Consider the following 26,979-nt stretch of genomic DNA (forward strand, 5'->3'; position numbering starts at 1 on the left):
AATAAAATCTACAAAAAAATATGGAATAAGAAAAAACAATTTAGAAAATATTATTAAAGATTTAATTAACAAAAATACTCTACAAAAAGGTTCTGATAATTTATTTCGTATAGCGTTAAATAAAAAACTGATATCAGTCTCAATTAGAAAAAGACCAAAACCAAAAAGTAAATTTAATCTTTTATTGTTTAAATATAAACGAGTAGAACCAAATTATAAAAATCTCTATTATAAAAAAATATTATCAAAATTAAGTAAAGTTGACTCAACTAAATTTGATATTGCCCTAGTCGCTAATGATAAAATTTTAGAAACTGGTACTTCAAATTTAGTTTTTGTGAAAAATGGAAAGATTTTTTCACCTAAAAAAAATTGTTATTTTGGAAACACACTTAAATTTATAAGTAAGAAAATTAAAATTAATTTTAAAGATATTTCTATTAAATCAATTGATGATTATGATGAAATAATTCTTATTGGATCTGGTAAAGGAGTAACATCAGTTTCAAAAATAAATGACCTTAAATGGAAGAGAAGAAAGACTGGTTGCTACACTAAGTTAAATAAAATATATAATTCTCTTGTTTAAACATGAAAGATCCAAACAACCCTTGTATATTTTGCATAATCAGAAAAGAAGAGCTGCAGTTTGAAAATCAATTGGCTTACTCATCCATAGATAGCTATCCAGTCTCAGAATTTCATAGTCTTATTGTTCCTAAAAGACATGTAGAGACATACTTTGAGCTAACTAAAGAAGAAATTCAGGCATGTAACGAGTTAATTTTAAAAACTAAAAAAAAAATTTTAAAACAAGACTCTAGTGTTAAAGGTTTTAATATAGGCACAAATGTTGGAAAATCTGCAGGCCAATCAATTATGCATTGCCATATTCATTTAATTCCAAGAAGAGAAGGGGATGTCGAGAATCCTCAGGGTGGTGTTAGGTCAGTGATTCCCAACAAACAACACTACAAACGTAAACTCTGAGTTGTTATTAAAGACAAATTGACCAATACTTTTGGTTGAACTATATAAATTTCTAGAATAGAAAACCTTAAATTAATTCAATTTTATTTTACAAGGGTATTAAAAATGTTTGCAACAAATCCTTTTTCAATTCTAGCTGAAACAGTTCCATCTATAGTTATGCAAGGTTTTGTCGTGTTAATGGTTTTATTAATTGTTGCAGGCACTCTCTTGGACATAATTCATAAAAAAAATGTGAAATACTTTTTTGAAAACGCCAAGAAAGCAAAAAAAAATGCTACAAAAGAACTGTCGACTGGTGAAAGAATTGCAGTTGTTTCAAAAACAATTGCATACGACATCGGAACTACATCAGAATTAGGGGCGGGCAAAAGAAGAGTAGCACATGTTCTTGGTATGTACGGTACTATATTGTTTTGGGTTGGCTCTGTTGTGATGATATTTTGTTATTCATCAGCAAATGCAGAAACTCCGACTATTTGGCCAATGATTTGGCATATTGGAGCTTTGATGACGATTTTGGGCGGATCATGGTTTTGGTTCTTTTTAAGAGTTGATGTTTATTCTGAAGCGCAACCTTGGTACAGAATTATTAAAGCAGATTTATTTGTGTTAGCTCTTATTGCAACTTCCTTAACTGGATTTATTTGGTCATATCTTCAAGGTTTAAATTTAGATGGAAGATGGGATGCAAATTTATTTTTAGTATTATTTGTACTTTCAAACTTACTTTTATTTGGAGGAGTTTATTGGTCTAAGTTTGCACATATGTTTTATAAACCTGGAGCAGCAATACAAAAGAATTTAGCTGAAGCAGATGGATCTAGAGATAATTTACCACCACCTGCAGATGCACCTGAACAATTTGGTTTGGGTATTAAAAGAGAACAACCTAAACATTATTAATTATGATAAAATTTAAAAAGGAGAGAGAATAATATGTCAACATTTGTTTATATGACAAGATGTGATGGCTGTGGTCATTGCGTAGATATTTGTCCATCAGATATAATGCACATTGATGAAAACATTAGACGTGCAAAAAATATAGAACCTAACTTTTGTTGGGAATGTTATTCTTGTGTCAAAGCTTGTCCTAACCACGCTATTGATGTTAGAGGATATGCAGACTTTGCTCCAATGGGACATAGCGTTAGAGTAAGAAGGGAAGAAGAAAAAGGAACAATCTCTTGGAAAATTAAATTCAGAAATGGAACTGAAAAAAACTTTGTATCGCCAATTACAACTAAGCCTTGGGGGAAATTTATTCCAAAATTAGCTGATGGAGACAAACCTAATCAAGGAGAGATAAATTCACAAACATTATATACTGAACCAGAAGGTTTAAATATAGATGGAGAGCTACCAACTGTACCCAAAGAGTCGTTCAAAAAAGGAGTTTACTATTAATGGCTAGTCATAAAACACATTACGAAGATTGCGATATATTAGTTGTAGGTGGAGGTATGGCTGGAACTGGTGCTACCTTTGAAGCAAGACACTGGGGTAGAGATATGAAAATTGTTTGTGTTGAAAAAGCTAACATTGATAGAAGTGGAGCTGTTGCTCAAGGACTTTATGCGATTAACTGCTATATGGGAATGCAGTGGGGTGAAAACCAACCAGAAGATCATGTAAGATATGCAAGAAATGATTTAATGGGAATGGTAAGAGAAGATTTAGGTTATGACATGGCACGTCACGTAGACTCCACAGTTCATATGTTTGACGAATGGGGCCTTCCAATGATGAAGAATGAAGAAACTGGAAGATACCTTAGAGAAGGTAAATGGCAGATAATGATTCATGGTGAAAGTTATAAACCGATTGTTGCTGAAGCAGCAAAAAAATCTGCAGATAAAATTTATAATAGAATAATGATTACTCATCTTTTAATGGACGAAACTCAAGATAACAGAATTGGTGGAGCAGTTGGCTTTAATATGAGAACGGGTGATTTCCATGTGTTTAGAGCAAAAGCTGTAATTGTAGCTGCTGGTGGAGCTTCGCACATCTTTAAACCAAGAGCAGTTGGAGAAGGAATGGGTAGAACTTGGTATGCTCCATGGAGTAATGGATCTGCATATGCATTACCTATTGCAGCAGGTGCAAAGATGACTCAAATGGAAAACAGAATTGTATTATGTAGATTTAAAGATGGTTATGGTCCAGTTGGAGCGTACTTCCTTCATTTAAAAACCTATACTCAAAATGCTAATGGCGAAAACTATGAGAAAAAATGGTATGACCAAACTAAAGAGTTAGTTGGAGAATACATTGATCATCATCCAACACCAACATGTTTGCGAAACCATGCATTTATTCAAGAAGTAGCTGCAGGTGGTGGACCAATCCACATGGTAACTACTGAAGCTTTCCAAGATCCACATTTAGAAACAGTAGGTTGGGAAAATTTCTTAGGAATGACTGTTGGTCAAGCTGTAGTTTGGGCATCTCAAAACATTGATCCAAAATACACAAATCCTGAGTTAACTACATCTGAGCCGTATGTAATGGGATCTCATGCCACTTGTTCTGGCGCATGGGTGAGTGGCCCTGAGGATTTATCACCACCAGAATATTTCTGGGGTTATAACAGAATGCTAACTATTGACGGCTTATTTGGTGCTGGAGATACAGTTGGAGGAAGTGCCCATAAGTTTTCATCTGGATCTTTTACAGAGGGTAGATTAGCTGCAAAAGCTGCTGTTAAATATATTGAAGACAAAAAAGCTGAAGGGGTTAAAGTTTCAGATAAACAGTGTGAAGACTTTAAAACTGCAGTTTATAAACCACTAGAAAACTATACAGTTGCAAGAAATGAGATTACTGGTGGAACAGTTTCACCTAGTTATATATCCCCAATTCAAGGTCTTCAAAGATTACAGAAAATCATGGATGAATACGTAGGTGGTATTACTTCAAATTACATGACTAATGGTAATATGCTGAAAAGAGGACTAGAGTTGTTAGATTGGCTACAAGAGGACTTGGAGCATGTTGGAGCTGAAGATTATCACCAGCTTATGAGAGCTTGGGAGTTAAAACATAGAGCTTTGACTTCTCAGTGTGTAACGGAACATACTTTGTTTAGAGAAGAAACTAGATGGCCAGGCTACTATTATAGAGGCGATCATATGAAGCTTGACGATGAGAACTGGCATTGTCTAACAGTTTCTAGACGTGATCCTAAAACTGGTAAGTTTAGTATGGAAAAAGTTCCTGTGTACCATATAGTGGATGAGAACGAGAAGAAAAAAGCTTCGTAAAAAATAATTTAATTAAATAAAATGGATATTTTATCTAAATCAGATGATGAAATATATGAATTAGCCAAACCTATTTGGGATAATTTGGTTAAATCATCTAATCTTAAAGATTATGGTGGGTTTACTAGAGATTTCTCTACTCAAATGCTGTTTGGTGCTAACGAAGTAGAGCTTGGGAAACAGTGGGCAAATAACAAACTAATCACTAATCTTAAAGAGACTTTCGAACCCTTTGGTTGCCTTAGAAGAGGAGATCACATAACTGTTTTGATCAAACAGACAAATAAAGAGATCCCTGGAGAGTTCCTTGGAAGGTTGGTGTTAGGAGTTGAGGACAATATAATTAAAGTTTTTGGGGCTACTATCTACTAGGCAAAAAAAATTGCTTAATAATAAATAATTGTTTGACAAATTTCCTTGTGGGTGTATTGACGAAATTAATGTTACTTTCTAACGTAAAAATTATCAATAAACTCTCAAATTTAAAAACTACATTTATTAAGGCAGGCATTATAGTAAGCTTAACAGCTTACTGGGGCGTGATTTTAGTTGGAACTTTTATTACTTTTAACTAAGTTGTTTTTTAACAACTTTTAAATTTTTTATGGAAGTATTTTTACCGATAGCTCAAGTTTTTGTTAACCCTATCGAGATACTTTTATTAAGCGCAATTGTTGGAGTGCTTTCAGGGTTATTTGGTGTCGGAGGTGGATTTTTAATGACACCTTTTTTAATTTTTTTGGGAATACCTCCTGCATATGCAGTTGCAAATGAAGCAAATAATATTTTAGCTACATCAGTTTCTGGGTCTACGACGCATTATTTAAAAAATACTTTAGATTACAAAATGGGTTCAATGATTGTGATCGGAGGTGTAATTGGAACTTCTTTAGGAATTTACACTTTTACATATTTTAAGGGTATTGGAAAAATTGATACAGTTATCTCTCTGGCTTATATGTATATATTAGCAATAATCGGAACTTTAATGTTGGTTGAAAGTTTGGGTGAAATAGATAAAGCAAAAAGAAACGTTGTAGTTAAAAAAAAATTACATGTTCATTATTGGATACATGGTCTTCCATTAAGAATGAGATTTCCAAAGTCTAAATTATATGAGAGTATTTTTACTCCAATTATAATTGGTCTATTGGTAGGTTTTATTGCAGCTATTATGGGAATTGGAGGTGCGTTTATTTTAGTGCCAGCAATGATTTATATAATTAAAATGCCAACAAAATTAGTTCCTGGTACATCTTTATTTGTAACAATTTTTGTAAGTGTGGTTGTTACTTTTCTTCACTCATTTAATTATGGATCTATAGATTTATTACTAGTTCTTATGTTGGTTGTAGGATCAATCATAGGAGTACAGGTTGGACAAAAATTAGGAGAAAGAATTGATAGTTCTGGCTTAAGAGCTTTATTAGCAATTTTGTTACTGATAGTAGGTATTGCGATAGCATACGATACATTTTTCGCAGATCAGATTATTAATGGTAATACAAAAGCAACCAGTTCAGATTTAAACTTCTTTTCTCAATTTATAATTGAATTTTCTCAAGAGATGCCTTTCTTTTATGGACTATTCACTATTATGTTTGCGATTATTTTAGGTGTTGGAGCAGCTTTTATAAGACGTTTCGTTTCAAACTTAAGAAAAAAATTATTAATAAAATCTTAAATTAAAAAATTTTTTAAAGTTTCTATATATATTAAACTTATAATTCCAACAGTAACAGCTGCAATCAAGCCAACTACAAATGGTTTATATCCCATTGATTTTAGTTCACTTAAGTTTATTGAAATTCCTACAGCTGCCATTGCCATAGTTAAAAATACAGTTGTTAAAATTTTTAAATATTCAATAAATTGTGACCAAACATAAAAATTATCACCTTCAATTGAAAAGAATTGATCTCCCAAATTTCTCACAATTATCATACCAATGAAACCGATTACAAAATAAGGAAAAATACTTAAAATGGAGTATTTTTTTTCCTTAAATTCACCCCTATTATACAAGAAAGCAAATAATGGAATTAGTATGACTAGAAAAGTATTCCTAATTAATTTTGTTACTGTTGCTACGTCTAAAGTTTCAGGATTATTAAATTGTTGATCATAAATTAATCCTGCAGCAGCGACCTGAGAGGTTTCATGTATTGAAGTTCCCAAAAACAATCCAGCATCCAAAGCATTATTATCGAAATACCATTCTGCAAAATACGGGTAAATTAGCATGGCAATTACCCCAAATAATGTAATATTGGCTATTGCATAAGCAACTTCTGTTTTTTTTGCATTTATAACTGGCGCAGTTGCAACAATTGCAGTAGCACCACAAACACTAGTGCCGATAGCAATTAGATAAGACATTTTTGATGATATAGGGACTTTTTTTATGAGAAGTTTTACTAATATTAATACTCCCAAAATACAAAAAATCACAAGAGGTATCGCGACAGAGCCAAATTTTATAAAATCAGCAAAACTTAATCTAATACCTAAAAAAATTATTCCTAATTTTAAAATATATTGTTGCGTAAAATCCAAACCAATCATCATACCTGGTCTTGGAGTAAAAGCATTTCCCATTAAAATTCCAAGAAGTATTGCAATTAATACGGTTGAAATTGGACTTTTTTCAGTACCAAAAATCTCTATCGCTAAAACGTTATTAATACCCTGAGAAAATAAACAAAATATTAAAGCTAATGCAACACCTGGAAAAATTGATTTTAGATACTGAAACTTATCAACCACAGAATTTTTTTATGCACTTCTGTAGAGTTTAGTCATCACAAATTCTCTATGACCTAAAGCCTCTGCACAAGTCAATCTTCCGTTAGCTACCCTTAAAGTTGTTTTAATTAGTTCATCTCCAGCTTCAGACAAATTCATTTCTCTTGAAAGAATTTTTGAAACATCACAATCAATGTGTTCTCCCATACCTTTTACGGTTAAGGGATTAGCGGTTAATTTAACAACAGGTTCAATTGGATTTCCAACGATATTACCTTGTCCAGTTGGAAATAAATGAATATTAAAACCAGCAGCAGCTTGAAGTGTCACACATTCAGCAGCAGCAGATGATGTGTCCATAAAATATAAACCTTTTCCTTTAGTTGGTTCCTCAGCTGGTTCAAGAACATCAATAAATTTACAATTTCCAATTTTTTGAAAATTACCAAAAGCTTTTTCTTCAATTGTTGTAAGTCCTCCAGCTATATTTCCAGCTGTTGGTTGACTTTCAGAAAGATCATCTGTCGCTTCTTTTAAAATAAAATCATTATAAGAGCTCCAGGTTTTCATAAATTTTTCAGACGCTTCTTTTGTAGCTCCTCTAGTCGCACAAACTTGTTCTGCACCAGTTAATTCAGATGTTTCACCAAAACACAAGTGAACACCTAATGGCTCAAGTTTGTCCATTAAGTTTCCAACAGTTGGGTTTGCAGCCAGTCCTGAAGTAGTATCGGATTCCCCACATTTAACCGAAATCCATAAATCACTTAAAGGACACTCTTCTCTTTGTTTTTCTGAAGCCCACATCACAAATTCTTGTGCTTTTTTTGATGCTTTCATTGTCGTACCAATATCACCTGTACGCTCAATATGAAATCCTTCAACAGGTTTTCCAGTTTTAGCAATTCCATCTACAATTTTTTTTGTCCATTTTGGTTCAATACCAATGACAATTACTGCTGCAACGTTTGGATTACATCCAGTTCCTATCATTGTTCTAAAATGAAGCTCTAAATCTGCACCAAACTGAAGTCTTCCGTAAGAATGAGGAAGAGCGATTGTGCCTTTAATATTATTGGCAACTGCCTCTGCACATGCGTTTGAAATGTCATCAACTGGCAAAATAATTACATGATTTCTTGTTCCAGCTCTGCCGTTTTCTCTTTTATAACCTAAAAAGCTCTTTGGGATTTCCATACTATTACCACTTCTTTGTTTTTACGTTGTGAACATGTACATGCTCACCTTTTTTGATTGATTTAACAACTTTACCTATATCATGACCATACTTTAGAATAGTATCACCCTCTTTAAGGTCAACCATTGCAATTTTATGACCTAAAGGTATTTCATCTGCGGATTGAATATTTGTTGAACTGTCATCTTCCATTATCCAGCAAGCACAGTCCTGTTTAGGAGCGATTTTTTCAATAACAACTACTCCTACGTTGTCTTTTTTATCATGTATGATTATATCTGTTGCCATATCGTGTCGATTTGTTTGTTTGAAATTTGTAAAAACTTATATATTAATCGCACAAATTAACAAACGAATTTTATAAATAGTATAATTACACTTTAGAGAGGTTCTAGTTTTATGACAAAAATGACAACAGAAGAAGCTTTTGTAAAAGTTTTACAAATGCACGGTATTGAACATGCGTTTGGAATTATCGGTTCAGCCTTTATGCCAATTTCAGATATTTTTCCAGATGCAGGTATTACTTTCTGGGATGTCGCTCATGAAACAAATGGTGGTTTAATTGCTGATGGTTACACACGAGCTACTGGCAAAATGTCAATGGTTATTGCTCAGAACGGACCTGGAATTACTGGATTAGTTACACCAATCAAAACAGCTTATTGGAATCATACTCCTCTTTTATTAGTTACACCTCAAGCAGCGAACAAAACAATGGGGCAAGGTGGATTTCAAGAAGTAGAGCAAATGAATTTGTTTAAAGACATGGTTTGTTATCAAGAAGAAGTAAGAGACCCATCAAGAATGGCTGAAGTACTAAATAGAGTTATAGAAAAGGCTATAAGAGGATCAGCTCCAGCACAAATTAATGTTCCAAGAGATTATTGGTGTCAAGTAATTGATATCGATCTTCCTCCAATTGTAAGACTTGAAAGACAAGGAGGAGGAAATGATGCTGTAGCTAAAGCAGCTGACTTACTATCTAAAGCAAAGTTTCCAGTAATTTTATCAGGAGCAGGTGTTGTTATTGGAGGAGCTATAGAAGCTACAAAAAAACTTGCAGAAAAATTAGATTCACCTGTTTGTTCAGGTTATCAACATAATGATAGTTTCCCAGGGAGCCATCCTTTAGCAGTTGGTCCTTTAGGATATAATGGATCAAAAGCTGCAATGGAATTAATTTCAAAAGCTGATGTAGTGCTAGCTTTGGGAACTAGATTAAATCCATTTTCGACTTTGCCTGGTTATGGAATTGATTATTGGCCAAAAAATGCAAACATCATTCAAGTTGATATTAATCCTGACAGAATTGGTCTGACTAAAAAAGTTACTGTAGGAATAAGTGGTGATGCAAAATTAGTTGCTGAACAAATTTTTGAAAAATTATCTTCAAATGCTGGTGACACTGACAGACAAGCTAGAAAAGACTTAATTCATCAAACTAAGTCAGCTTGGTTACAAAAGCTTTCAAGTTTAGATCATGAAGATGATGATGAGGGAACAGTCTGGAACAAAGAAGCAAGAGAAAGAGATGCAGATAGAATGTCACCAAGACAAGCTTGGAGAGCAATTCAAGCAGGAATGCCTGACGATGTAATTATATCAAGTGATATCGGAAACAATTGTGCGATAGGTAATGCTTACCCTACATTCGAAAAGCCAAGAAAATATTTAGCACCAGGTTTATTTGGTCCTTGTGGTTATGGTTTTCCATCAATATTGGGAGCAAAAATTGGTTGTCCGGATACTCCTGTTATTGGATTTGCTGGTGATGGTGCTTTTGGAATAAGCATGAACGAAATGAGCTCATGTGCAAGGGAAGAGTGGCCTGCTATAACAATGGTTATTTTCAGAAATTATCAATGGGGTGCGGAAAAAAGAAATACGACACTTTGGTTTGATAATAACTTTGTTGGTACAGAATTAGATCCAGAATTAAGTTATGCTAAAGTTGCTGACGCATGTGGCTTAAAAGGTGTAACGGTTAGAACAATGGAAGAAACTACAAATGCAATCAAGCAATCTTGTGAGGATCAGAAGAAAGGAATTACAACATTTATTGAGGTAATTCTAAATCAAGAGCTTGGGGAACCATTTAGAAGAGATGCTATGAAAAAACCAGTAAGAGTAGCTGGTATTAAAAAAGAAGATATGAAGAAGCAGCCTTCTTTAAATTCTTAAAATCTTTTAAATCACAACCAATTATCGTAATCTTCTTTCATGGATGTATTGAACGATAATAGCTGTAGCTGGGTTAATGATTTAAGTCCAAGGAATAACATTGTAACACTTACATCTGATATAGATTCTGAATGGTTAATTGTAGGAGCGGGTTACACGGGATTATCTGCAGCAAGAAAATTAGGTCAACTTTACCCAAATCAAAAAATATTATTAGTTGATGCTCAGCTAGCAGGCGAGGGTGCTAGCTCGAGAAACTCAGGATACTTGGTGGATACAACACTTAATGATGGTTTTACCTCTAATAAAGAATTAGATAATTATAAAAAAAAAGCAGACATCTATAAATTGGGAATAGATGTTATTAAAAAATTTATTAAAGAATATCAGGTAGATTGTGATTGGAATGAATGTGGAAAATATTTTGCATCATCAAAACAAGAAGATAGAGAAATATTAGAAAATTTTTCAGGTACCTTATCAAAACTAGGTTTTGAACACAATTTGTTATCAAATAAAGAACTTAAAAAAAGATTAGGTACCAATTTTTACAATATTGCTCTTCATACAAAGGGGGGGATTTTATTACATCCGGGTAAATTGGTTAGAGCTATGATTGACACATTACCTCAAAATGTAAATCTTTATGAAAATTCTTCATTATTAAATTGGAAAAAGAAAAATAGTAAAGTCATTTGTAAATTTAAAAATGGTTCAATTAAAACTAAAAAAATTATTTTTGCTACAAATGGGTTTCTAAAGTCATTAGGAATAAAATCAAATTATAATTTTCCACTTACTTTAACAGCTAGCATGACTAGATCTTTAACTAAAGAAGAGTTTGAATCTATTGGTGAACCAAAAGAGTGGGGGGTATTACCTGTTAGACCAATGGGGGCCACTATCAGGATGACTAAAGATAGAAGAATTTTAATTAGAAATACTGCAGAAGTTTTTAATCCTTATCAAATGTCTAAATCTGAATTAACCAAAAGATCATTGAAACAAAAGATTGGAATTAAAAAAAGATTTCCAGAATTACCGGATGATATTATTCAATTTTCTTGGTCAGGCATTGTTTCAAGAACAAGAAATAGTTCTCAAATTTTTGAAAAAATAGATGAAAATGTATTTGTAGCAGGTTGTTATAATGGCTCTGGTATTGGAGTTGGTACATTATTTGGAGAACAAATAGCAATCAAGGCAAGTAATGAAAACTCGAAAGAGATAGAAACTATTGAAGCAAGAAATAAACCCACTTGGCTTCCTCCTGATCCAATTTTAAGTTTAGGAGTTAGTGCTAGGTTGATTTATGAACGTTTCAGAGCAAAATCTGAGATTTAGTTTATAACTGACATTGGGTCCAGTCGTGTTTGAAACCAGTTAACCCTAAAGTCTAAGTGAGGTCCAGTTGATCTTCCTGTTGATCCTACAGTTCCTATTATGTCTCCTTGATTTATCTGATCACCAACGGAGACTAATACATTTTCTAAATGAGAATATATTGTTGATATCCCATGACCATGATCCATTATAACTGTGCCACCAGTATAGTATAAATCATCTTCAGCCATAGTAACGACACCTGAGCCAGAAGATTTAATCATCGTTCCTTGTTTAGCAGCAATATCTATTCCATAGTGAGGCCATCTTGGTTTACCATTTAAAATTCTTTGGCTACCATAAACACCACTGATTATTCCTTCAACTGGCATGATAAATTTTTCTTTAAAAAATTGTAGGTCTGAATTAATTGCTCTTGCTTCTCCAATTGCATTATTTTCTTTTTTAATTCTTTTATAAACAGACTCAGGTGGAGTGACTTTACTTTCTGCCAAACCATCTATTCTTTGTATATTATATTTTCTCTTTAAAACTTTTTTTATAGTTATTGATTTTTTTCCATTAATAATTTTTGTAAATGTTAGGTTGTATTTTTGATCTCGATCTATACCAAAGACAAAAAAACCATCTTTTGAAACTTTTACCTCTTTTTTTCCAACCAAAATTTGAGCATTAGGGTTAGTTTTACCTAGTATAAAATGACCTTGTAGAAATTTACCTTGGAATTCAATAGCTTTTACTGGTGATATAAAAATTAAAAAAACAAAAAAAAGTCTATTAATTATTGAGCTGTCCATCCACCATCTATAATTATTGATGTTCCAGTTATCATTGAAGATGCTGAGGATGCCAAAAAGCATACTGTTGTAGCAACATCACTTTCAGTAGCTGCTTTACCCATAGGAATATTTCCAAGAGCTAATTTTTTAAATTTTTTGTTTTTAAAAAAGTTTTTAACCATAGGTGTTTCAACAAAAGTAGGTGCTACTGTATTAACTCGGATATTTTTTTTTGCTAATTCTATACCCATTCCCTTAGTTAGTCCTTCTATTCCAAATTTTGTCATATTGTATACGTTTCTACCGCTCATACCAACGTGACCTAGTTGAGAAGACATATTTATAATTGAGCCAGGTCTTTTTTTATTTTTTAGCATCTTTTTTACGACAAGTTGTGCAACGTTAAATGCTGCTTTTAAATTTAAATCTACAAGGTAATTCATACTTTTTTGTTTAATTTTTTCAAAGGGCTCTGGTATATTAGTCCCTGCATTGTTTACTAGCACATCAATAATTTTAATTTTTTCTAATTTTTGTTTTAAATCTTCATAATTCATTACATCGCACGAAACTTTAATAATTTTACCTTTAACTTTTTTGATATCCTTTTCTAATTTATTAAGATCTGAGGATGTTCTGCTTAAAGCTATAACAGTTGCACCTGCTTCAGCTAATGCAATTGAACACGCTCTTCCAAGTCCTTTTCCTGCACCAGTAACTAAAGCATATTTGTTTTTAAGATTTATTTTTTGAAGATACATTAAAAGAATAATATTTTAATATCTGTGTAAATCAACTCAACTGCTACAATTAAAATGGCTAATAATCCAAGCCAAGCTATCCATCTATATTTTTTAATCCATCCAGAAATTAAAGTTGCTGCTGTAGCCATTAAAACAATTGATAAAACTAATCCAAAAACAAGAAGTCCATAATGTTCACCAGCTGCACCTGCTACACCCAGGACATTATCTAAACTCATGGTAAAATCAGCTAATAGAACAGTCCAAATAGCCTTTAAAAAACTAGAGCTATCTACTTTAATGTCTTCTTCGGTCTCCGAGCCTTTTATTACATCCACATAAAGTTTGTAAACAATATAAAGGAGCAGCAATCCTCCTATTAACCTCAAACCTGTAATTTGTAAAAGATATGCGGTAAGCAATGTTAAAATAATTCTTAAAATAACTGCACCACCAATTCCCCAGAAAATAACTTTTTTTCTTTGTTCTGGTGGAAATTTAGATGCAACCATTCCAATTATAATTGCATTGTCTCCAGCTAAAACTAAATCAATAAGAATAATTTGAGTTAATATTGCTATTTGCTCCGGTGTAAAAAATTCTGCAAACATTATTGTTGTAGTATCATGTCTGCACCTTTTTCTGCAATCATTATTGTTGGGGCATTTGTATTACCTGAAGTGATGTTTGGCATTATTGATGCATCTATAACTCTTAAATTATTAATACCCCTAACCTTAAGTTTTTCATCTACTACAGACATTTCATCTTGACCCATTTTACAAGTTCCAACTGGGTGAAAAATAGTTTGAGCATAATTAGAGGCTTCTTTAACTAATTCCTCATCGTCATTTAAATGAATGCCAGGTCTGTATTCTTCTGGAGTGTATTTTTTGAAAGTTTTCGACTCCATTATAATTTTTCTAGTTAATTTAAGTCCTTTAGCTGCAATCATTCTATCGTGATCAGTTGATAGATAATTTTGTTTTATTTTTGCATAAGTTCTTGAGTCTTTATCAACAATGCTAACATGCCCTCTACTTGTTGGTCTGATATTTGAAACAGTAGGAGTGAATGCATGAAAATCGTGATTTTTTGTTGCTCCCAAAGTATCCATACTCATAGGTTGAACATGCCATTGTAAGTCTGGTAGTTCTAAAGATGGATCGCTTTTAGCAAACATACAAAGTTGACTAGCACCCATAGTCATTGGGCCGCTTCTTTTAAAAACGTATTCAAGGCCAATCATTAAATTTCCAAATAAACTATTTATTTTTTTATTTAAGGATTTTAATCCATTAATTTTATAAATTGGTCTAAGCATTAAATGATCATGTAAGTTCTCTCCAACCCCATTTAAATTTTGCACCATATTAATCCCAAGATTTTTTAATTTTTCAGGATTTCCTATACCAGAAACTTGTAAAATTTGAGGAGATCCAATAGCTCCTGATGAAATAATAATTTCTTTATTTGCTTGTACTTTTTTTAATTCGTTTCCTTCCCAATACTCAACTTCCTTGGCAGTTTTATTTTCAAAATTTATTTTTTTAACATGTGAATTAGTTAAAATTTTTAAATTTTGTCTGCTCTTGATTGGGTTTAGATATCCAACAGCTGTACTACATCTAAAGCCATCTTTTTCTGTTACTTGGAAATAACCACAGCCATGGTTATCACCAGTATTAAAATCTTTTGTTTTTGGAATACCAAATTCTTCGGCAGCATTTTGAAATTCATCTAAAAGAGGCAGATGTATTCTTTGATCTGAAACAGATAAAGGACCTCCAACCCCATGAAACTCATCTTTTCCTCTTTCTTGGTTTTCTGCTTTGATGAAATAAGGCAAAACATCGTCCCATCCCCAACCTGTATTACCTAATTGTCTCCAAATATCATAATCTCTATGTTGACCTCTTATGTAAAGTAGACCATTTATAGAAGAACTACCTCCTAAAGTTTTTCCTCTAGGATATCTGATGGAAATGTTGTTCATACTCTCATCAGGCTCCGTTTTGTAGCACCAGTCAGTCTTTGGATTATGCATTGTTTTGAAATAACCAACAGGAATATGTATCCAAGGATAATTATCCTTACCTCCAGCTTCAATTAATAGCACTTTGTTTGAAGGATTTTCAGACAACCTATTAGCAAGCACGCATCCTGCAGATCCAGCTCCAAGAATTATAAAATCAAAATTATCCATAAATTAGAACTCTTATAAATTAAATTTTTTTTATTTGTAATATTTCTGTACACAAAAAAATTAAAATAATCCAATATTAGCACTTGTTTTAGATTTCATTCTTTGACAAGCTTTAATTTTTAAAAATATAGAGAGGGAAAAACGATATGAAAAAAATCATTTCAATGTTATTTGCAGTTGCGATGGTATTTGGATTTATTTCAAATGCTAATGCTGCAAAAACACTAAAATGTCAGACAGTTCTTAACACTAAAGCTGACGAAGTTAAGATGTTAAAGGACTTTACTGATACAGTGACTGAATTAACTGGTGGATCTTTAAAATTCGAAATTTTACCTGCAGGAGCAGTTGTTGGAGTCAAAGAGACGCTTGATGCTGTTGACAAAGGTTTGATTGACTGTGGATTTGCATGGACTCACTATTGGTCAGGTGAACACCCTGCTGCAATGCTATTTGGTTCTCCAGTAGCTGGTGGTGGAATAGGTATAGATAATTTAGCGTTTTTATCTTGGTTCCAATATGGTGGTGGAAAAGCGCTTTATGATCAATTATGGAAAGAGATGAACAGAGACATTAAAGGATTTATGCTTCAACCTGTTGGACCAGAGGCTTTAGGTTGGTTTCCAAAACCAATTAAAGATATGGCTGACTTTAGAAAATATAAGTTCAGAACTCCTCCAGGAATTCCAGGACAAACTTATAAAGACATCGGTATAGCATCTGTTGCAATGGGAGGTGGAGATATTCTACCAGCTTTAGAAGCAGGAACTATTGATGCTGCTGAATGGTGTTGTCCAAAACCAGACTTAACATTTGGTTTCCAAAAAGTTTTAAAGCACTATTACTTACAAGGTTTACACCAAGTGGTGGTAAATGCTGACTTTTATATTACTGGAAAAACATATGATGCTATGACTGCACATGAGAAGAAGTCTCTTGAAGTTGCTGCGGATGCGTCTTTGATAAAATCTTTAAGTTATAGAATTTTATCAAATGGTGAAGCTTTACAAGAACTTACGACAAAACATGGAGTGATTTTAGAAGATACTCCATCTGACTACTTCACCGAGTATATGGCAGCTGCTAAAGCAACTTTGAACAAAAATGCTGAAAAAAATGCATTTTTCAAAGAAGTTTACGACTCTATGAAAGTATTTGCTGATAAAGCAGTTCCTTTCTGGAGTGGTGCTCAAATGTCAAATGCGAAGCTAGGAATGGCTCACGCAGCGACATTAAAGTAATCATTAAATAATTAGAATATTAGAGCGGACTAATAAGTCCGCTCTAATTTTTTTTAATAAAAATTTCTATGGCAGACGAACCAAGTAAATTAGATATTTCAGACGAAATGATTGCCGAAAGGCGAGGTAGTTCAGGAAAAATGCCAGAGGATATGCCAACTTGGATGGCAAAGTCCATAATAAACATAGATAAATTTAGTAAGTGGATTGGTAGTGTGGTTTGCTGGATATTAATGCCACTTATTTTTGCTATGACCTATGAGGTACTAGCAAGAAAATTATTTTTAGCACCAACAATATGGGCTTACGATATAAGCAGATTTTTATATGGAGCTCTTTTTATGCTGGGTGCAGGTTATGCACTTTCAAGAGGAGTTCATATAAGAGCAGATTTCTTATACAGAAATTTTAAAATCAAAAATCAAGGATTAATTGATTTTTGGCTGTATCTCTTGTTTTATTTCCCAGGTCTTATTGTCTTTTTATATATGACTTTTGGATTTGTTTTAGAGTCTATCCAAAGAGGTGAAAGAGGAATGGATACTACATGGATGCCATATATGTGGCCAATCAAAACATGTTTATTAATAGGAATTATATTTTTACTTATCCAAGGATTTTCAGAATTACTTAAAAGCTACTGGGCAGCTAAAAAGGGTGAATGGCCAGGAGAAGATAAATGATAGCAGAATTAATTGATCCAGCTATTTTAGGTTTTATTTTAGTTGGGGTGATGCTTTTTGCAATTTTTGTTGGATTTCCAATTTCTTTCACTTTGATTTTTTTAGGTTTTGTATTTGGTTATTTAGGATTTGGAAAATTAGTTTTTTATTTAATGACGCTCCAATTTTCGATGGTTATGACTGAACAAACTCTCGCAGCCGTTCCACTCTTTGTATTTATGGGAATTATGATGGAACAAGCAGGTTTAATGGAAAGGCTATTTTCAGCTTTCCAAATGATGTTAGCTAGAGTTAAGGGCTCATTATACTACGCAGTATTATTTGTTTCAGTAATTTTTGCGGCTGCAACTGGAATAGTTGGTGCCTCAGTTACTATCTTAGGAATTATGGCTGCAAAATCAATGAACAGATCAAATTACGATGTAAAACTTGCTGCAGGTACAATTACAGCTGGTGGAACTTTGGGAATTTTAATACCACCCAGTATCATGCTTGTGGTTATGGGGCCAATAATGGAAATTCCAGTTATAGATTTATTTGCTGCTGCAATTATTCCAGGAATTCTTCTTGCAAGTTTATATGCAGGCTACACCACAATCAGATGTATGATAAACCCAAAACTTGGGCCTGTGCTACCTGAGGAAATGCGTGCAGCTAGTATGAAAGAAGTTTGGATTGAGTTTTTTTTAGGTTTAGTTCCACCCGCAGCATTAGTTTTTGCAGCATTAGGAAGTATTTTATTTGGTTTTGCTACACCGACAGAGGCCGCTGGGTGTGGTGCAATGGGTGCATTGCTACTTTCATTAGCATATAAAAAATTAACATTATCAAAACTTCAAGAAGCTTTAGTTAAAACTTTAGAAATTACAGCTTTGATTATGGTTTTAGTTGCTGCCTCAAATTTTTTTGGAGCAGTATTTGCCAGATTGGGAACACCAACTTTATTAACAGAATTTTTATTAGGTTTAGAAATGAATAAATATCTGATCTTAGGAATGATTATGGTCATGATATTTTTACTGGGTTGGCCATTAGAATGGGTACCGATAGTTATGATTATTGTTCCAATAATTTTACCACTAGTAGAAGCGTTAGGATTTAATTTAACTTGGTTTGCAATACTAGTAGCTGTTAATCTCCAGACCGCCTGGCTATCTCCACCTGTTGCACTCTCAGCATATTTTTTAAAAGGTGTAGTTCCTGAATGGGATTTAAAAGATATTTATTACGGAATGATGCAATTTATGGTTCTACAAATAATAGGTTTGGTTTTAATTATTATATTTCCTAAAATTGCCTTATGGTTGCCAACTCTCTTATATGGACAGTAGAATTTATTAGTTTAAAATAAATTTAGTGAATCAGCCAAAAGTAAAATATTCTCTTTCAAATTGGGACCTGGTGACAGTTAACCCAAATTACAAAACTTGGAATTGGAAAGATCTTTTTTGTTTTTGGGGCGCTAATGTACAAAGTGTAATTGGTTTCTCATTAATCTCTTCGCTTTACTTAATGTATAGCTTAAATGTAATTGTAGTATTTTTTGGAATAATATTGGGATCTTTTTTTGTTTATTTATTTTCAAATGCAATTGGTAAGCCTTCTCAAAAATTTGGTTTACCTTTTGCAGTATTATTAAGATCTTCGTTAGGATTTAATGGTGCTAAATTATTTGGATTAATCAGAAGTTTGGTTGGGATTTTTTTATTTGGTATCCAAACTTATTTTTTATCTAAAATATTAGTTTACCTGATAAGAATAATAATTTTTTCAATTGATAATTCCTTATTGGAGCAAGAAATTTTTATTATGTTTTATTTTGGTTTAAATATTATTGATTGGTTTGCAATAGGTATAACAATAGTTCTACAGACTTTGTTTTTTACTGTTGGGATGCAGTATAATAAAAAAATAATAAATTTTTCAGCGATGACAGTCTATGCTGGTATGCTTATTTTTTTCTTTGTGGTTTTATTAAGTGATGTAAAAACAACAATCCAAGCTTTTTCAAATATTTTTAGTCTAAATAGTTTTTTAGACATTAATAATTTGGCCCCTTTACTAACAGTTGCTGGAACAATATTTGCTTATTTTTCAATTTTAATAATTAGTTTTGGTGATTTTTCTAGATATGTAAAAAATGAGCAAGAATTAAAAAAAGGAAATTTAAGTTTAATTTTGAATTTAATTATTTTTTCTATTTTATCTGTTTTTATTGTTACAGGTTCTGATGTTTTTCTTAATCAGAAATTTTCAGATATAGATAGAATTTTTACTAATCCTACAGATATAGTTGGGAAGTTTGACAATATACAAATAACAACAGTGGTTTTATTTTTTATTATAATCGCCTCAGCTTCAACAAATTTAATCGCTAATTTCATACCATCTCAATACTCTTTAATAAATTTTGCTCCTTCAAAATTAGGCTTAAAAAGCGCAAGTTATATAATTTTGTTTCTTGGTTTATTGATTGCAATATTTTGGATGGCTATATTGAGCCAAATAGGAATCTTATCATTTGTTGATACTTTTGGAGCTTTCTTTGGTCCTTTATTTGGAGTGATGGCAGCTGATTATTATTTAATTAAAAATCAAGAATTAAGTAATAAAGATTTATATTCTGTAGATAAAGAGAGTGCTTATTATTACTCAGGTGGTTGGCATATAAAAGGTGTTTATTCTTTAATTTTAGGATTTATTTTTTCAGCGTCTACAATTTGGAATACTAATTTAATGTTTTTACAATCTTATGCTTGGATAATAGGTGCATTTGTTGCTTGGATAACATACTACTTGTTAGCAAAAAAATAATTTTAATGCACATATTTGATTTTAAAAATAGAACAGCTGTAGTTACTGGTGGAGCTCAAGGGTTTGGTTTAGATGTTGCAAAAAGATTTTTAGAGTCTGGAGCTAAAGTATTTATATGGGATATCGATGAAAAGCTTCTTAAATCAGCAGTTGATGAAGTAAAACACCCTAACTTATTTTACAGCGTTGTTGATGTATCAAATTATCAAGATGTAGAGAAAAACGTTGCAGACATAATCTCAAAATCAAATATAGATATTCTAATCAATAATGCTGGAATAACAGGTCCTACAGGTCCTTTATGGGAGTATGATGTCGAAATGTGGAATAAAATAGTACAGATAAATTTAATGGGTACTTTTAACTGTTGTCGAGCAATTGTCCCAAATATGATTAAAAACAACTATGGAAGAATTGTTAATGTAGCTTCCGTTGCAGGCAAAGATGGTAATGCAAATGCAAGCGCGTATAGCTCAGGAAAAGCTGGTGCAATTGGGTTAACGAAAGCTTTGGGCAAAGAATTAGCTGATAAAGATATAGCTGTGAACGCTGTCACTCCAGCAGGTGCTAAAACTAGAATTTTAGATCAAATGAGTAAAGAGCACGTACAAAGAATGCTGTCAAAGGTGCCAAGAGGAAGATTTCTTGAAATACATGAGTTTACTTCATTAGTTTGCTGGCTTTCTTCACAAGAAAACACTTTTTCTACAGCTGCGGTATTTGATATCAGTGGTGGTAGATCCACATATTAGTCTCAAAAATTTGAAACTATTTTTAGATCTTTATTTTGATTTTTAATAGAATTTTTACCCATAACAGGCGCTGTGATCATTATTGACCAATAGATAAGAAGTATAAAAACAGAAATTATTTTCATATTATTCATTTAGCAATCAATCTTGTATTTAGAATGTTTAAATTGTGACTGAATATTGAATTTATAAATAATTTATCTATAAGAAGGCCATGTTTAAATTTTTTTATATTTTTATTACATCATTAATTTTTCTTAATTCTGCACTGGCTGAAAATGTGAATATTTTTAAATTTACAGAGCAAGAACTTTCAGAACTCGATGTTCGTAAGGTGAGAGGAGCAGATAACAAAACAGTTTATACTGTTGGATCAAACGAGAATGGCAATTTTTTAAAAGCAGTTGCTGATAACGCTGCTTCTGGTCTTGGAAAAGAGGTTAAAATCAATCTAAATAAAACACCTTTTATAAATATTACCTGGAAAATTGAGAAAGATTTGCAAGGTATTAATGAGAATTCAAAAAAAGGTCATGATTTTGCAGCTAGAGTCTTTGCTGTCAAAAAAACAGGAGCAACACCACTTTCAAATAGAGCAATTAATTACGTTTTTTCAAGCAATAGTGCAGTTGGCCAGAGTTGGCCAAGCCCTTATACAAAAAAATCAATAGATAATGTATTAGCAACTACAAAAGATAATCTGAATGTTTGGGTAACAGTGAAAGCCAATGTTAAAGAAGATTTTAAAAAATTTCATGATTTAGATGTAAATGAATTAGACGGCCTAGCTATAATGGCAGATACTGATAATTCAAAAATGAAATCAATTTCTTATTTTCAGAATATTTATTTTTCAGCAGATTAATTACCATTTTAAATACTTTTTTAATCCAATACTTAAAAATGATAATAAAATAGCTGCGATAACATCAGCAATTGGAATTGCATTTGGAAATCCAAAGTTCCATAAAACTACTCCAATTAACCAAATTATATAAATTTTCATCAAAGATATTATATCTTAGTTTCTATTAAATTTTTATTTATTTGATATTATCAACTTATGCATAAAAACTTTACTCATAATGTTAAAGTGTATTATGAGGACACAGACGCTGGTGGAGTAGTGTACTACGCTAATTATTTAAAATATTTAGAAAGAGCTAGAACTGAAGCGTTATCAACTATTGGATTAAGCAACACAAAAATAAAAAATAATTTTGGTGCTCTTATAATTGTTAAATCGTGCAATATTGAATATAAAAAATCTGCATATTTAGAAGATGATTTGCAAATTAAATCTTTTCTAGACTCTACTTCAAAAACTTCTTTTTTAATGAATCAATCAATATTTAAAGATGAGGAATTGATCGTAGAAGCTAAAATTCATCTAGTATTTATAAATGAAAAATTTAAGCCAGTTAAAATTCCAGAAAAAATCTTATCAGAATTTAAACCCTATACTTCTAGTTCATAGATATTTTTCTAGCTTTTTTAAATAAATCTACAATCATTCTTTCAGATACAAGCTTAGTATTTACATTTCTGGGGCTAGGGTGATAACAGGCAATTAATTTAATATTTCCTGGTAGTAAATAGGATTTTCCATGAATAAATTTTATCTTTTCATTAAAACTATATTTTTTTTTATAAAATTTAACACAATTATCAAATGCCACTTTTCCTAATGCAATAATAGTTTTTAATTTTTTTAAATTATAAATCTCACTGTCAAAGTATTTTGAACAATTATTAAGCTCTTCTATTTTAGGTTTGTCTCCTGGAGGAACACATTTTAAAATATTAGTTATATATGTTGATTTTAATTTAAGACCATCATTTAGATTTTCTGAATTTGGTTGGTTTGAAATTTTAGCTTTAAATAAACATTTAAATAAAAAATCTCCAGATTTATCCCCTGTGAACGCTCTTCCTGTTCGTGTACCCCCATGGGCTGCTGGGGCCAATCCAATTATTAAAATTTTTGCATCAATTGCGCCAAAACCTGTAACTGGTTTTCCCCAGTAAGTCTCATTTATATTTTGTTTTCTTTTTTCTGTTGAAATTTTTTTTATATAATTAACAAGCCTTGGACATTTTTTACATTTAAGAATTGTTTTATTTAAACTATCTATTTTAATATTCATAAATGAAAATTTTAAATTATTTAGTCATAATATTTATATGCATTAATACATCAGTTAAAGCAGATTCAAAAAATAATTTAATTGATGAATTGCAAAAGGGTGGAAAATTAATTTTCATAAGACATGCTTACGCGCCTGGTGGCGGTGATCCAGATAATTTTGATATTAACGATTGTACAACTCAAAGAAATTTAAGTGATAGTGGTAGAGATCAATCACAAAAAATTGGTAATTTTTTTAAGAAAAATAAAATTTCAATTGGAAAAGTTTATTCTAGTGAATGGTGTCGATGCAAAGAAACAGCATTTATCGCCTTTAAAGAATATGAAACTAAAAATTTTTTAAACTCATTTTTTAGCATAAAATTTGCCAATAATAGAAAAAAGCAAATTATTGATTTTGATAAATTTATTAGTACTTGGGATAAAGATCAAAATTTAGTTTTTGTTACACATTATGTAGTTATTTCTGAAATTTTAAATTATGCACCATCATCTGGAGAGATTGTTGTTTCGGATAAAAATTTAAAAGTTATTGATACTTTAGAAATTGAATATTAAAGTAAATTATCATGTCATCTAAAAGAGCAATGAGACAAGCACAAAAACAAGCGTACGCAAAGCATCGTTCAAATATTACAAACAGTAAATTTGAACTTAAAAAAAAACTCTACAAAAAAATAAAGAAGTGAAACAAAATAAAAATTAACTTTGTTGATCAAATTTTTCTATTTTTTTGCAGGTAGACATTTTAGATAAACTTTCAACATCATTTAAAACTGCCTTCATAAATATATCAGGTTTATTTTTTTCAAATAAAATTTGAGTATAAAATTGTGGATAACCATGTTTTAAAGTAAGTATTTTTCCATTTTCCTCATAAATATTTCTAACATATGTATTTGATTTTTTTACACTTAAGTCTGTTAATCTATATTTTTGATATGTTTTTTCATTGTAAACATAATTTCTTGTCATAATTAATTCATTTAGATTTAAAATATATTCATTTTTTAAAAAGCCGTCTTCTTTGTGATCGCACTTACTTAAAATAATAATTTCCGAGTGAGAATTAAAAGATATAAAAAAAAATGATAAATAAAATATTAAAAACTTAATTTCTCTCATTCTTGTCTACAAAAAATAAAGCTATAATAAATATTATAGTCCAAGCAAATACAGACAATGTTTTTAAAGGAGTAGTATCTGCCCCCCAAACATCAAAGAATAAAGCCCCAATAATTATCCCTATAGCATATATAATACTTACAATTTTAACTTTACTCATATTTTATATTATTCTTTAGTTAAGTTTTTCTTGAAAAGAGACATACCATTCTTGATTTTATAAGAGTAAGACTCTTTAAAACTTTCAAGCTGCCAACCAGTAAGCCTTTTTTCAATTTCGATTATATTTTCTTTTTTCCAATCATCAGTTGTTTCTTCAAGCTTCCAAAGTCTTTTTTCTTCATTACTTCTTCCGCAACCATAACAATATCCTGTTGATGGATCAGTTTTGCAAATGCTTATGCAAGGTGAAATAATCATTTTTTATAAATTAGTATAAATTTTATTAGATAAATAGATAATTTTTTAACAATTGTCATTGGACAAATAGTTTCAATAATATATAAAACCTCGTAATTTGTGGGGCGATGGCGGAATTGGTAGACGCGTTGGTCTTAGGAACCAATATGGCAACATGTGAAGGTTCGAGTCCTTTTCGCCCTACCATTAAAATATTATGAAAGTTACTGTAGAAAATAAAAAAGGTTTAAATAAAGATCTTAAAATTTTTATCGATAAAGAGACAATGAACTCTTATATGGATAAAAAATATGAAGAGATAAAAGGTAGTGTAAATCTTAAAGGATTTAGACCTGGAAAAGTTCCAAAAGAAATTTTAAAAAGACAATTTGGTAAAGCAGTTTTTGGAGAAGTTTTAGATAAAGTTTTAAAAGAAACATCTACAAAAGCACTTGAAGAAAAAAAAATTAAACCAGCTGGTCAACCAAAGCTCGATTTAAAAACTTATGGTGAAGATAAAGATCTCGAGTATGTTTTATCAGTCACGGAGTTACCAAAAGTAGAAATTAAATCTTTAGAAAATATTAAATTTGACGAATACAGTGTTAAAATCGACGATAGTGAAACAGATAAAAGAATTAAAGAAATTGCTAAAAACCAACCAAATTTTAAAGAAGTAAGCGCTGATACAAAAGCTAAAAAAGGTGATTTAGTTTCTTTAGATTACAAAGCAACTGTTGACGGTAAGGATTTTAAGGGAAGCGAGGGAAAGAATACTCAGCTAACTTTGGGTAAAGATTTATTCTTAAAAGGTTTCGACGATCAATTGATTGGAGTTAAGAAAGATGATGAAAAGATTGTAGAAGCAACTTTGCCAGAAAATTTCCCTGAAAAAGAATTAGTAAATAAAAAAGCTAAATTTAATTGTAAAATTTTAAGTGTTAAACAATCAGAAGAAGTAAAAATTGATGATAATTTTGCAAAAAATTTAGGAGCAAAAGATCTTAAAGATTTAAAAACATTAATTTCGAAACAAATTAACGATGAATATAAAAATTCTTTAGATCAATTATCTAAAAACCAAATTCTAAAAGAAATAGAAAAACTTAAAGTAGACGAAATTCCAGAAAATTTAGTCGAAGAAGAAGTAAAAATTCTTTCCCAAGGCATGCAAGAAGAAGAAGTAAAGAAGAATAAAAAAAATTTTGAAGAAAAAGCAAAAACAAGAATTAAAACTGGATTAATTTTAAATGAGTTTGGTGAAAAAAATCAAATCAAAGTTTCAGAACAAGAAATTCAGGCTGAAGTTCAAAAACAACTAAGAATGATGCCTGGACAAGAAAAAATGGTTATGGATTTTTACCAAAAAAACCCATCTGCATTAGCGAGTTTAAGAGGAACTGTATATGAAGAAAAAATTTTAAATTTAATTAAAGAAAAAGGTAAAGCAAATAAGAAAGAAATTTCAAAAGAGGAAGCTGAAAAGATTTTAAAAGAAGCTCATAAACACGACCATGATCACGACCATAGCCATGGTGAAGAAAAAAAAGAAACTAAGAAAAAATCACCCACAAAATCTGCTAAAGAAAAAAAACCTACAACTAAAAAGGTAAAATCAAAGCCAGCAGCTAAAAAAGCAAAAAAAGTTAGCAAAAAGTAATCTCAAGTTGTATAAGTAGAACGAATCAACTTATGACAACAAAATTATCAGAACATATGAGCAATCTTGTACCAATGGTCGTTGAACAATCTAGCAAAGGTGAAAGAGCTTACGATATTTATTCAAGATTATTAAAAGAGAGAATTATTTTTTTAACAGGTCAGGTTAATGACAACGTTGCATCACTAGTTACTGCTCAATTATTATTTTTAGAGGCTGAAGATCCAAAAAAAGAAATATATCTATACATCAATAGTCCTGGAGGTTTGGTTACAGCAGGACTAGGCATCTATGATACAATGCAATATGTGAAGCCAGACATTTCTACTTTATGTATTGGCCAAGCAGCTTCCATGGGCTCTTTTTTGCTTGCAGCTGGTACAAAAGGAAAAAGATTTTCATTACCAAATTCAAGAATAATGGTTCATCAACCATCTGCAGGTTTTCAGGGTCAGGCAACTGATATTGAAATTCATGCTAATGAAGTTTTGTCTTTAAAGAAAAGACTTAATGAAATTTATTCAAAGCATACTGGAAAAAGTGTTGAAGAAATAAAATCTGCTCTTGAAAGAGACAATTTTATGACCGCAGATGTCGCACAATCTTTTGGTCTTATTGATGAAGTAGTAGAAAAAAGATCTTAATACACAATATATGGAGTCATCACTAATCGAAACTTGATTAGTGTGAGTCTTCTA

The 26,979-nt window shown here is 31.3% G+C and carries 32 protein-coding genes and 1 tRNA gene; 20 read left to right on the plus strand and 13 right to left on the minus strand.

All coding sequences use genetic code 11. The features are described from left to right. From AMO08_RS04245 to AMO08_RS04275, 7 genes are all read left to right on the plus strand, one after another. Positions 1 to 589 (plus strand): aminotransferase class IV (locus AMO08_RS04245; protein WP_075485517.1); only part of this gene is annotated, 589 nt, incomplete at its 5' end. Positions 590 to 591: 2 nt separating this feature from the next. Next, positions 592 to 990: an HIT family protein gene (locus AMO08_RS04250; protein ID WP_075485519.1), complete on the plus strand. Its 399-nt coding sequence runs from the start codon at positions 592 to 594 to the stop codon at positions 988 to 990. A 105-nt stretch (positions 991 to 1,095) separates the two neighbouring features. Next, positions 1,096 to 1,896, plus strand: a complete 801-nt coding sequence (locus tag AMO08_RS04255) for an adenylyl-sulfate reductase (RefSeq protein ID WP_075485521.1) — start codon at positions 1,096 to 1,098, stop codon at positions 1,894 to 1,896. Between the two features lie 33 nt (positions 1,897 to 1,929). Then, positions 1,930 to 2,400: an adenylyl-sulfate reductase subunit beta gene (gene aprB, locus AMO08_RS04260; protein ID WP_075485523.1), complete on the plus strand. Its 471-nt coding sequence runs from the start codon at positions 1,930 to 1,932 to the stop codon at positions 2,398 to 2,400. Continuing rightward, positions 2,400 to 4,259 (plus strand): adenylyl-sulfate reductase subunit alpha, encoded by a 1,860-nt coding sequence (aprA, locus tag AMO08_RS04265; protein ID WP_075485525.1) that lies wholly within the window; start codon positions 2,400 to 2,402, stop codon positions 4,257 to 4,259. Before aprB ends, aprA begins: the two co-directional genes overlap by 1 nt. 21 nt (positions 4,260 to 4,280) lie before the next feature. Continuing rightward, a complete protein-coding gene (locus AMO08_RS04270; RefSeq protein ID WP_075485527.1) occupies positions 4,281 to 4,631 on the plus strand; it encodes a hypothetical protein in 351 nt (116 codons plus the stop codon). A 232-nt stretch (positions 4,632 to 4,863) separates the two neighbouring features. Beyond that, a complete protein-coding gene (locus AMO08_RS04275) occupies positions 4,864 to 5,943 on the plus strand; it encodes a sulfite exporter TauE/SafE family protein (protein WP_075485529.1) in 1,080 nt (359 codons plus the stop codon). Here the strand turns inward: AMO08_RS04275 and AMO08_RS04280 are convergent. The 3 genes from AMO08_RS04280 to AMO08_RS04290 are packed head-to-tail and all read right to left on the minus strand — an operon-like array spanning position 5,940 to position 8,490. Then, a complete protein-coding gene (locus AMO08_RS04280; protein ID WP_075485531.1) occupies positions 5,940 to 7,025 on the minus strand; it encodes a YeiH family protein in 1,086 nt (361 codons plus the stop codon). The two genes, AMO08_RS04275 and AMO08_RS04280, sit on opposite strands and share 4 nt — an antisense overlap. Before the next feature lie 9 nt (positions 7,026 to 7,034). Continuing rightward, complete coding sequence (locus tag AMO08_RS04285) at positions 7,035 to 8,201, minus strand: UxaA family hydrolase (RefSeq protein WP_075485535.1); 1,167 nt, start codon at positions 8,199 to 8,201, stop codon at positions 7,035 to 7,037. 4 nt (positions 8,202 to 8,205) lie between these two features. Then, entirely contained in the window at positions 8,206 to 8,490 is a 285-nt protein-coding gene (locus tag AMO08_RS04290; protein WP_075485537.1) for a UxaA family hydrolase, read from the minus strand. 111 nt (positions 8,491 to 8,601) lie between these two features. Here AMO08_RS04290 and xsc point away from each other — a divergent pair, with 111 nt between their 5' ends. Together xsc and AMO08_RS04300 are read left to right on the plus strand one after the other, a co-directional pair. After that, entirely contained in the window at positions 8,602 to 10,386 is a 1,785-nt protein-coding gene (gene xsc, locus AMO08_RS04295) for a sulfoacetaldehyde acetyltransferase (RefSeq protein ID WP_075485539.1), read from the plus strand. Between the two features lie 39 nt (positions 10,387 to 10,425). After that, a complete protein-coding gene (locus tag AMO08_RS04300; protein WP_075485541.1) occupies positions 10,426 to 11,730 on the plus strand; it encodes an NAD(P)/FAD-dependent oxidoreductase in 1,305 nt (434 codons plus the stop codon). Here AMO08_RS04300 and AMO08_RS04305 read toward each other — a convergent pair. From AMO08_RS04305 to AMO08_RS04320, 4 genes are read right to left on the minus strand one after another with little or no spacing between them, the layout of a single operon-like run. Beyond that, positions 11,727 to 12,527 carry a M23 family metallopeptidase gene (locus AMO08_RS04305; RefSeq protein WP_075485543.1) on the minus strand — a complete coding sequence of 267 codons (801 nt, stop codon included), beginning with the start codon at positions 12,525 to 12,527 and terminating at the stop codon, positions 11,727 to 11,729. The two genes, AMO08_RS04300 and AMO08_RS04305, sit on opposite strands and share 4 nt — an antisense overlap. Further along, positions 12,512 to 13,270, minus strand: coding sequence for an SDR family NAD(P)-dependent oxidoreductase (locus tag AMO08_RS04310; protein WP_075485545.1), 759 nt, complete (start codon positions 13,268 to 13,270; stop codon positions 12,512 to 12,514). Before AMO08_RS04310 ends, AMO08_RS04305 begins: the two co-directional genes overlap by 16 nt. Continuing rightward, positions 13,270 to 13,863 (minus strand): TerC family protein, encoded by a 594-nt coding sequence (locus AMO08_RS04315; RefSeq protein ID WP_075485547.1) that lies wholly within the window; start codon positions 13,861 to 13,863, stop codon positions 13,270 to 13,272. The genes AMO08_RS04310 and AMO08_RS04315 overlap by 1 nt, the downstream gene beginning before the upstream one ends. After that, positions 13,863 to 15,458 (minus strand): GMC family oxidoreductase, encoded by a 1,596-nt coding sequence (locus AMO08_RS04320; protein ID WP_075485549.1) that lies wholly within the window; start codon positions 15,456 to 15,458, stop codon positions 13,863 to 13,865. The genes AMO08_RS04315 and AMO08_RS04320 overlap by 1 nt, the downstream gene beginning before the upstream one ends. 146 nt (positions 15,459 to 15,604) lie before the next feature. Between AMO08_RS04320 and AMO08_RS04325 the strand changes: the two genes are divergently transcribed. The 5 genes from AMO08_RS04325 to AMO08_RS04345 all read left to right on the plus strand — a co-directional run bounded on the left by AMO08_RS04325 (position 15,605) and on the right by AMO08_RS04345 (position 20,948). Next, positions 15,605 to 16,699, plus strand: a complete 1,095-nt coding sequence (locus AMO08_RS04325) for a TRAP transporter substrate-binding protein (RefSeq protein WP_075485551.1) — start codon at positions 15,605 to 15,607, stop codon at positions 16,697 to 16,699. A 68-nt stretch (positions 16,700 to 16,767) separates the two neighbouring features. Continuing rightward, positions 16,768 to 17,382 carry a TRAP transporter small permease subunit gene (locus AMO08_RS04330; RefSeq protein WP_082255026.1) on the plus strand — a complete coding sequence of 205 codons (615 nt, stop codon included), beginning with the start codon at positions 16,768 to 16,770 and terminating at the stop codon, positions 17,380 to 17,382. Then, entirely contained in the window at positions 17,379 to 18,713 is a 1,335-nt protein-coding gene (locus AMO08_RS04335) for a TRAP transporter large permease (RefSeq protein WP_082255027.1), read from the plus strand. The genes AMO08_RS04330 and AMO08_RS04335 overlap by 4 nt, the downstream gene beginning before the upstream one ends. 25 nt (positions 18,714 to 18,738) lie before the next feature. Beyond that, positions 18,739 to 20,196, plus strand: a complete 1,458-nt coding sequence (locus AMO08_RS04340) for a cytosine permease (RefSeq protein ID WP_075485555.1) — start codon at positions 18,739 to 18,741, stop codon at positions 20,194 to 20,196. A 5-nt stretch (positions 20,197 to 20,201) separates the two neighbouring features. Beyond that, positions 20,202 to 20,948 (plus strand): SDR family NAD(P)-dependent oxidoreductase, encoded by a 747-nt coding sequence (locus AMO08_RS04345; RefSeq protein ID WP_075485556.1) that lies wholly within the window; start codon positions 20,202 to 20,204, stop codon positions 20,946 to 20,948. A 2-nt stretch (positions 20,949 to 20,950) separates the two neighbouring features. On the opposite strand, the gene AMO08_RS05915 is transcribed toward AMO08_RS04345, so the two are convergent. After that, complete coding sequence (locus tag AMO08_RS05915; protein WP_256997656.1) at positions 20,951 to 21,082, minus strand: hypothetical protein; 132 nt, start codon at positions 21,080 to 21,082, stop codon at positions 20,951 to 20,953. Between the two features lie 80 nt (positions 21,083 to 21,162). On the opposite strand from AMO08_RS05915, the gene AMO08_RS04350 reads away from it, so the two are divergent. Then, positions 21,163 to 21,813 (plus strand): DUF3047 domain-containing protein, encoded by a 651-nt coding sequence (locus tag AMO08_RS04350; RefSeq protein WP_075485558.1) that lies wholly within the window; start codon positions 21,163 to 21,165, stop codon positions 21,811 to 21,813. Here the strand turns inward: AMO08_RS04350 and AMO08_RS05795 are convergent, their stop codons facing one another. Continuing rightward, on the minus strand, positions 21,814 to 21,954 hold the full coding sequence (locus tag AMO08_RS05795; RefSeq protein WP_179850747.1) for a hypothetical protein: 141 nt from the start codon (positions 21,952 to 21,954) through the stop codon (positions 21,814 to 21,816). Positions 21,955 to 22,011: 57 nt separating this feature from the next. Here AMO08_RS05795 and AMO08_RS04355 point away from each other — a divergent pair, with 57 nt between their 5' ends. Then, positions 22,012 to 22,425, plus strand: coding sequence for a YbgC/FadM family acyl-CoA thioesterase (locus tag AMO08_RS04355; protein WP_075485560.1), 414 nt, complete (start codon positions 22,012 to 22,014; stop codon positions 22,423 to 22,425). On the opposite strand, the gene AMO08_RS04360 is transcribed toward AMO08_RS04355, so the two are convergent. Then, positions 22,415 to 23,095 (minus strand): uracil-DNA glycosylase, encoded by a 681-nt coding sequence (locus tag AMO08_RS04360; RefSeq protein ID WP_075485562.1) that lies wholly within the window; start codon positions 23,093 to 23,095, stop codon positions 22,415 to 22,417. The genes AMO08_RS04355 and AMO08_RS04360 overlap by 11 nt on opposite strands. 2 nt (positions 23,096 to 23,097) lie before the next feature. On the opposite strand from AMO08_RS04360, the gene AMO08_RS04365 reads away from it, so the two are divergent. Further along, positions 23,098 to 23,655, plus strand: a complete 558-nt coding sequence (locus tag AMO08_RS04365) for a histidine phosphatase family protein (protein ID WP_075485563.1) — start codon at positions 23,098 to 23,100, stop codon at positions 23,653 to 23,655. Between the two features lie 144 nt (positions 23,656 to 23,799). Here the strand turns inward: AMO08_RS04365 and AMO08_RS04370 are convergent, their stop codons facing one another. The 3 genes from AMO08_RS04370 to AMO08_RS04375 are packed head-to-tail and all read right to left on the minus strand — an operon-like array spanning position 23,800 to position 24,642. Then, complete coding sequence (locus tag AMO08_RS04370; RefSeq protein WP_075485565.1) at positions 23,800 to 24,222, minus strand: hypothetical protein; 423 nt, start codon at positions 24,220 to 24,222, stop codon at positions 23,800 to 23,802. Beyond that, complete coding sequence (locus AMO08_RS05800) at positions 24,209 to 24,382, minus strand: hypothetical protein (protein WP_179850748.1); 174 nt, start codon at positions 24,380 to 24,382, stop codon at positions 24,209 to 24,211. Before AMO08_RS05800 ends, AMO08_RS04370 begins: the two co-directional genes overlap by 14 nt. A gap of 8 nt (positions 24,383 to 24,390) precedes the next feature. After that, a complete protein-coding gene (locus AMO08_RS04375; RefSeq protein WP_075485567.1) occupies positions 24,391 to 24,642 on the minus strand; it encodes a DUF1289 domain-containing protein in 252 nt (83 codons plus the stop codon). 101 nt (positions 24,643 to 24,743) lie between these two features. Between AMO08_RS04375 and AMO08_RS04380 the strand changes: the two genes are divergently transcribed. The 3 genes from AMO08_RS04380 to clpP all read left to right on the plus strand — a co-directional run bounded on the left by AMO08_RS04380 (position 24,744) and on the right by clpP (position 26,925). Then, positions 24,744 to 24,828: transfer RNA gene (locus AMO08_RS04380), tRNA-Leu, on the plus strand. 10 nt (positions 24,829 to 24,838) lie between these two features. Then, positions 24,839 to 26,281, plus strand: a complete 1,443-nt coding sequence (gene tig / locus AMO08_RS04385) for a trigger factor (protein ID WP_075485569.1) — start codon at positions 24,839 to 24,841, stop codon at positions 26,279 to 26,281. A 32-nt stretch (positions 26,282 to 26,313) separates the two neighbouring features. Next, a complete protein-coding gene (gene clpP / locus AMO08_RS04390; RefSeq protein WP_075485571.1) occupies positions 26,314 to 26,925 on the plus strand; it encodes an ATP-dependent Clp endopeptidase proteolytic subunit ClpP in 612 nt (203 codons plus the stop codon). Positions 26,926 to 26,979 lie beyond the last annotated feature (54 nt).

It is taken from the genome of Candidatus Pelagibacter communis (genome assembly GCF_001180205.1).
GTDB lineage: Bacteria > Pseudomonadota > Alphaproteobacteria > Pelagibacterales > Pelagibacteraceae > Pelagibacter > Pelagibacter ubique_O.

Bases quoted from the DNA above. Each gene is read 5' to 3' on its own strand.
- AMO08_RS04250 (WP_075485519.1), top strand. From the start codon at position 592: ATGAAAGATCCAAACAACCCTTGTATATTTTGCATAATCAGAAAAGAA.
- AMO08_RS04255 (WP_075485521.1), top strand. From the start codon at position 1,096: ATGTTTGCAACAAATCCTTTTTCAATTCTAGCTGAAACAGTTCCATCT.
- aprB (WP_075485523.1), top strand. From the start codon at position 1,930: ATGTCAACATTTGTTTATATGACAAGATGTGATGGCTGTGGTCATTGC.
- aprA (WP_075485525.1), top strand. From the start codon at position 2,400: ATGGCTAGTCATAAAACACATTACGAAGATTGCGATATATTAGTTGTA.
- AMO08_RS04270 (WP_075485527.1), top strand. From the start codon at position 4,281: ATGGATATTTTATCTAAATCAGATGATGAAATATATGAATTAGCCAAA.
- AMO08_RS04275 (WP_075485529.1), top strand. From the start codon at position 4,864: ATGGAAGTATTTTTACCGATAGCTCAAGTTTTTGTTAACCCTATCGAG.
- AMO08_RS04285 (WP_075485535.1), bottom strand. From the start codon at position 8,201: ATGGAAATCCCAAAGAGCTTTTTAGGTTATAAAAGAGAAAACGGCAGA.
- AMO08_RS04290 (WP_075485537.1), bottom strand. From the start codon at position 8,490: ATGGCAACAGATATAATCATACATGATAAAAAAGACAACGTAGGAGTA.
- xsc (WP_075485539.1), top strand. From the start codon at position 8,602: ATGACAAAAATGACAACAGAAGAAGCTTTTGTAAAAGTTTTACAAATG.
- AMO08_RS04300 (WP_075485541.1), top strand. From the start codon at position 10,426: ATGGATGTATTGAACGATAATAGCTGTAGCTGGGTTAATGATTTAAGT.
- AMO08_RS04305 (WP_075485543.1), bottom strand. From the start codon at position 12,527: ATGGACAGCTCAATAATTAATAGACTTTTTTTTGTTTTTTTAATTTTT.
- AMO08_RS04310 (WP_075485545.1), bottom strand. From the start codon at position 13,270: ATGTATCTTCAAAAAATAAATCTTAAAAACAAATATGCTTTAGTTACT.
- AMO08_RS04315 (WP_075485547.1), bottom strand. From the start codon at position 13,863: ATGTTTGCAGAATTTTTTACACCGGAGCAAATAGCAATATTAACTCAA.
- AMO08_RS04320 (WP_075485549.1), bottom strand. From the start codon at position 15,458: ATGGATAATTTTGATTTTATAATTCTTGGAGCTGGATCTGCAGGATGC.
- AMO08_RS04325 (WP_075485551.1), top strand. From the start codon at position 15,605: ATGAAAAAAATCATTTCAATGTTATTTGCAGTTGCGATGGTATTTGGA.
- AMO08_RS04330 (WP_082255026.1), top strand. From the start codon at position 16,768: ATGGCAGACGAACCAAGTAAATTAGATATTTCAGACGAAATGATTGCC.
- AMO08_RS04335 (WP_082255027.1), top strand. From the start codon at position 17,379: ATGATAGCAGAATTAATTGATCCAGCTATTTTAGGTTTTATTTTAGTT.
- AMO08_RS04345 (WP_075485556.1), top strand. From the start codon at position 20,202: ATGCACATATTTGATTTTAAAAATAGAACAGCTGTAGTTACTGGTGGA.
- AMO08_RS05915 (WP_256997656.1), bottom strand. From the start codon at position 21,082: ATGAATAATATGAAAATAATTTCTGTTTTTATACTTCTTATCTATTGG.
- AMO08_RS04350 (WP_075485558.1), top strand. From the start codon at position 21,163: ATGTTTAAATTTTTTTATATTTTTATTACATCATTAATTTTTCTTAAT.
- AMO08_RS05795 (WP_179850747.1), bottom strand. From the start codon at position 21,954: ATGAAAATTTATATAATTTGGTTAATTGGAGTAGTTTTATGGAACTTT.
- AMO08_RS04355 (WP_075485560.1), top strand. From the start codon at position 22,012: ATGCATAAAAACTTTACTCATAATGTTAAAGTGTATTATGAGGACACA.
- AMO08_RS04360 (WP_075485562.1), bottom strand. From the start codon at position 23,095: ATGAATATTAAAATAGATAGTTTAAATAAAACAATTCTTAAATGTAAA.
- AMO08_RS04365 (WP_075485563.1), top strand. From the start codon at position 23,098: ATGAAAATTTTAAATTATTTAGTCATAATATTTATATGCATTAATACA.
- AMO08_RS04370 (WP_075485565.1), bottom strand. From the start codon at position 24,222: ATGAGAGAAATTAAGTTTTTAATATTTTATTTATCATTTTTTTTTATA.
- AMO08_RS05800 (WP_179850748.1), bottom strand. From the start codon at position 24,382: ATGAGTAAAGTTAAAATTGTAAGTATTATATATGCTATAGGGATAATT.
- AMO08_RS04375 (WP_075485567.1), bottom strand. From the start codon at position 24,642: ATGATTATTTCACCTTGCATAAGCATTTGCAAAACTGATCCATCAACA.
- tig (WP_075485569.1), top strand. From the start codon at position 24,839: ATGAAAGTTACTGTAGAAAATAAAAAAGGTTTAAATAAAGATCTTAAA.
- clpP (WP_075485571.1), top strand. From the start codon at position 26,314: ATGACAACAAAATTATCAGAACATATGAGCAATCTTGTACCAATGGTC.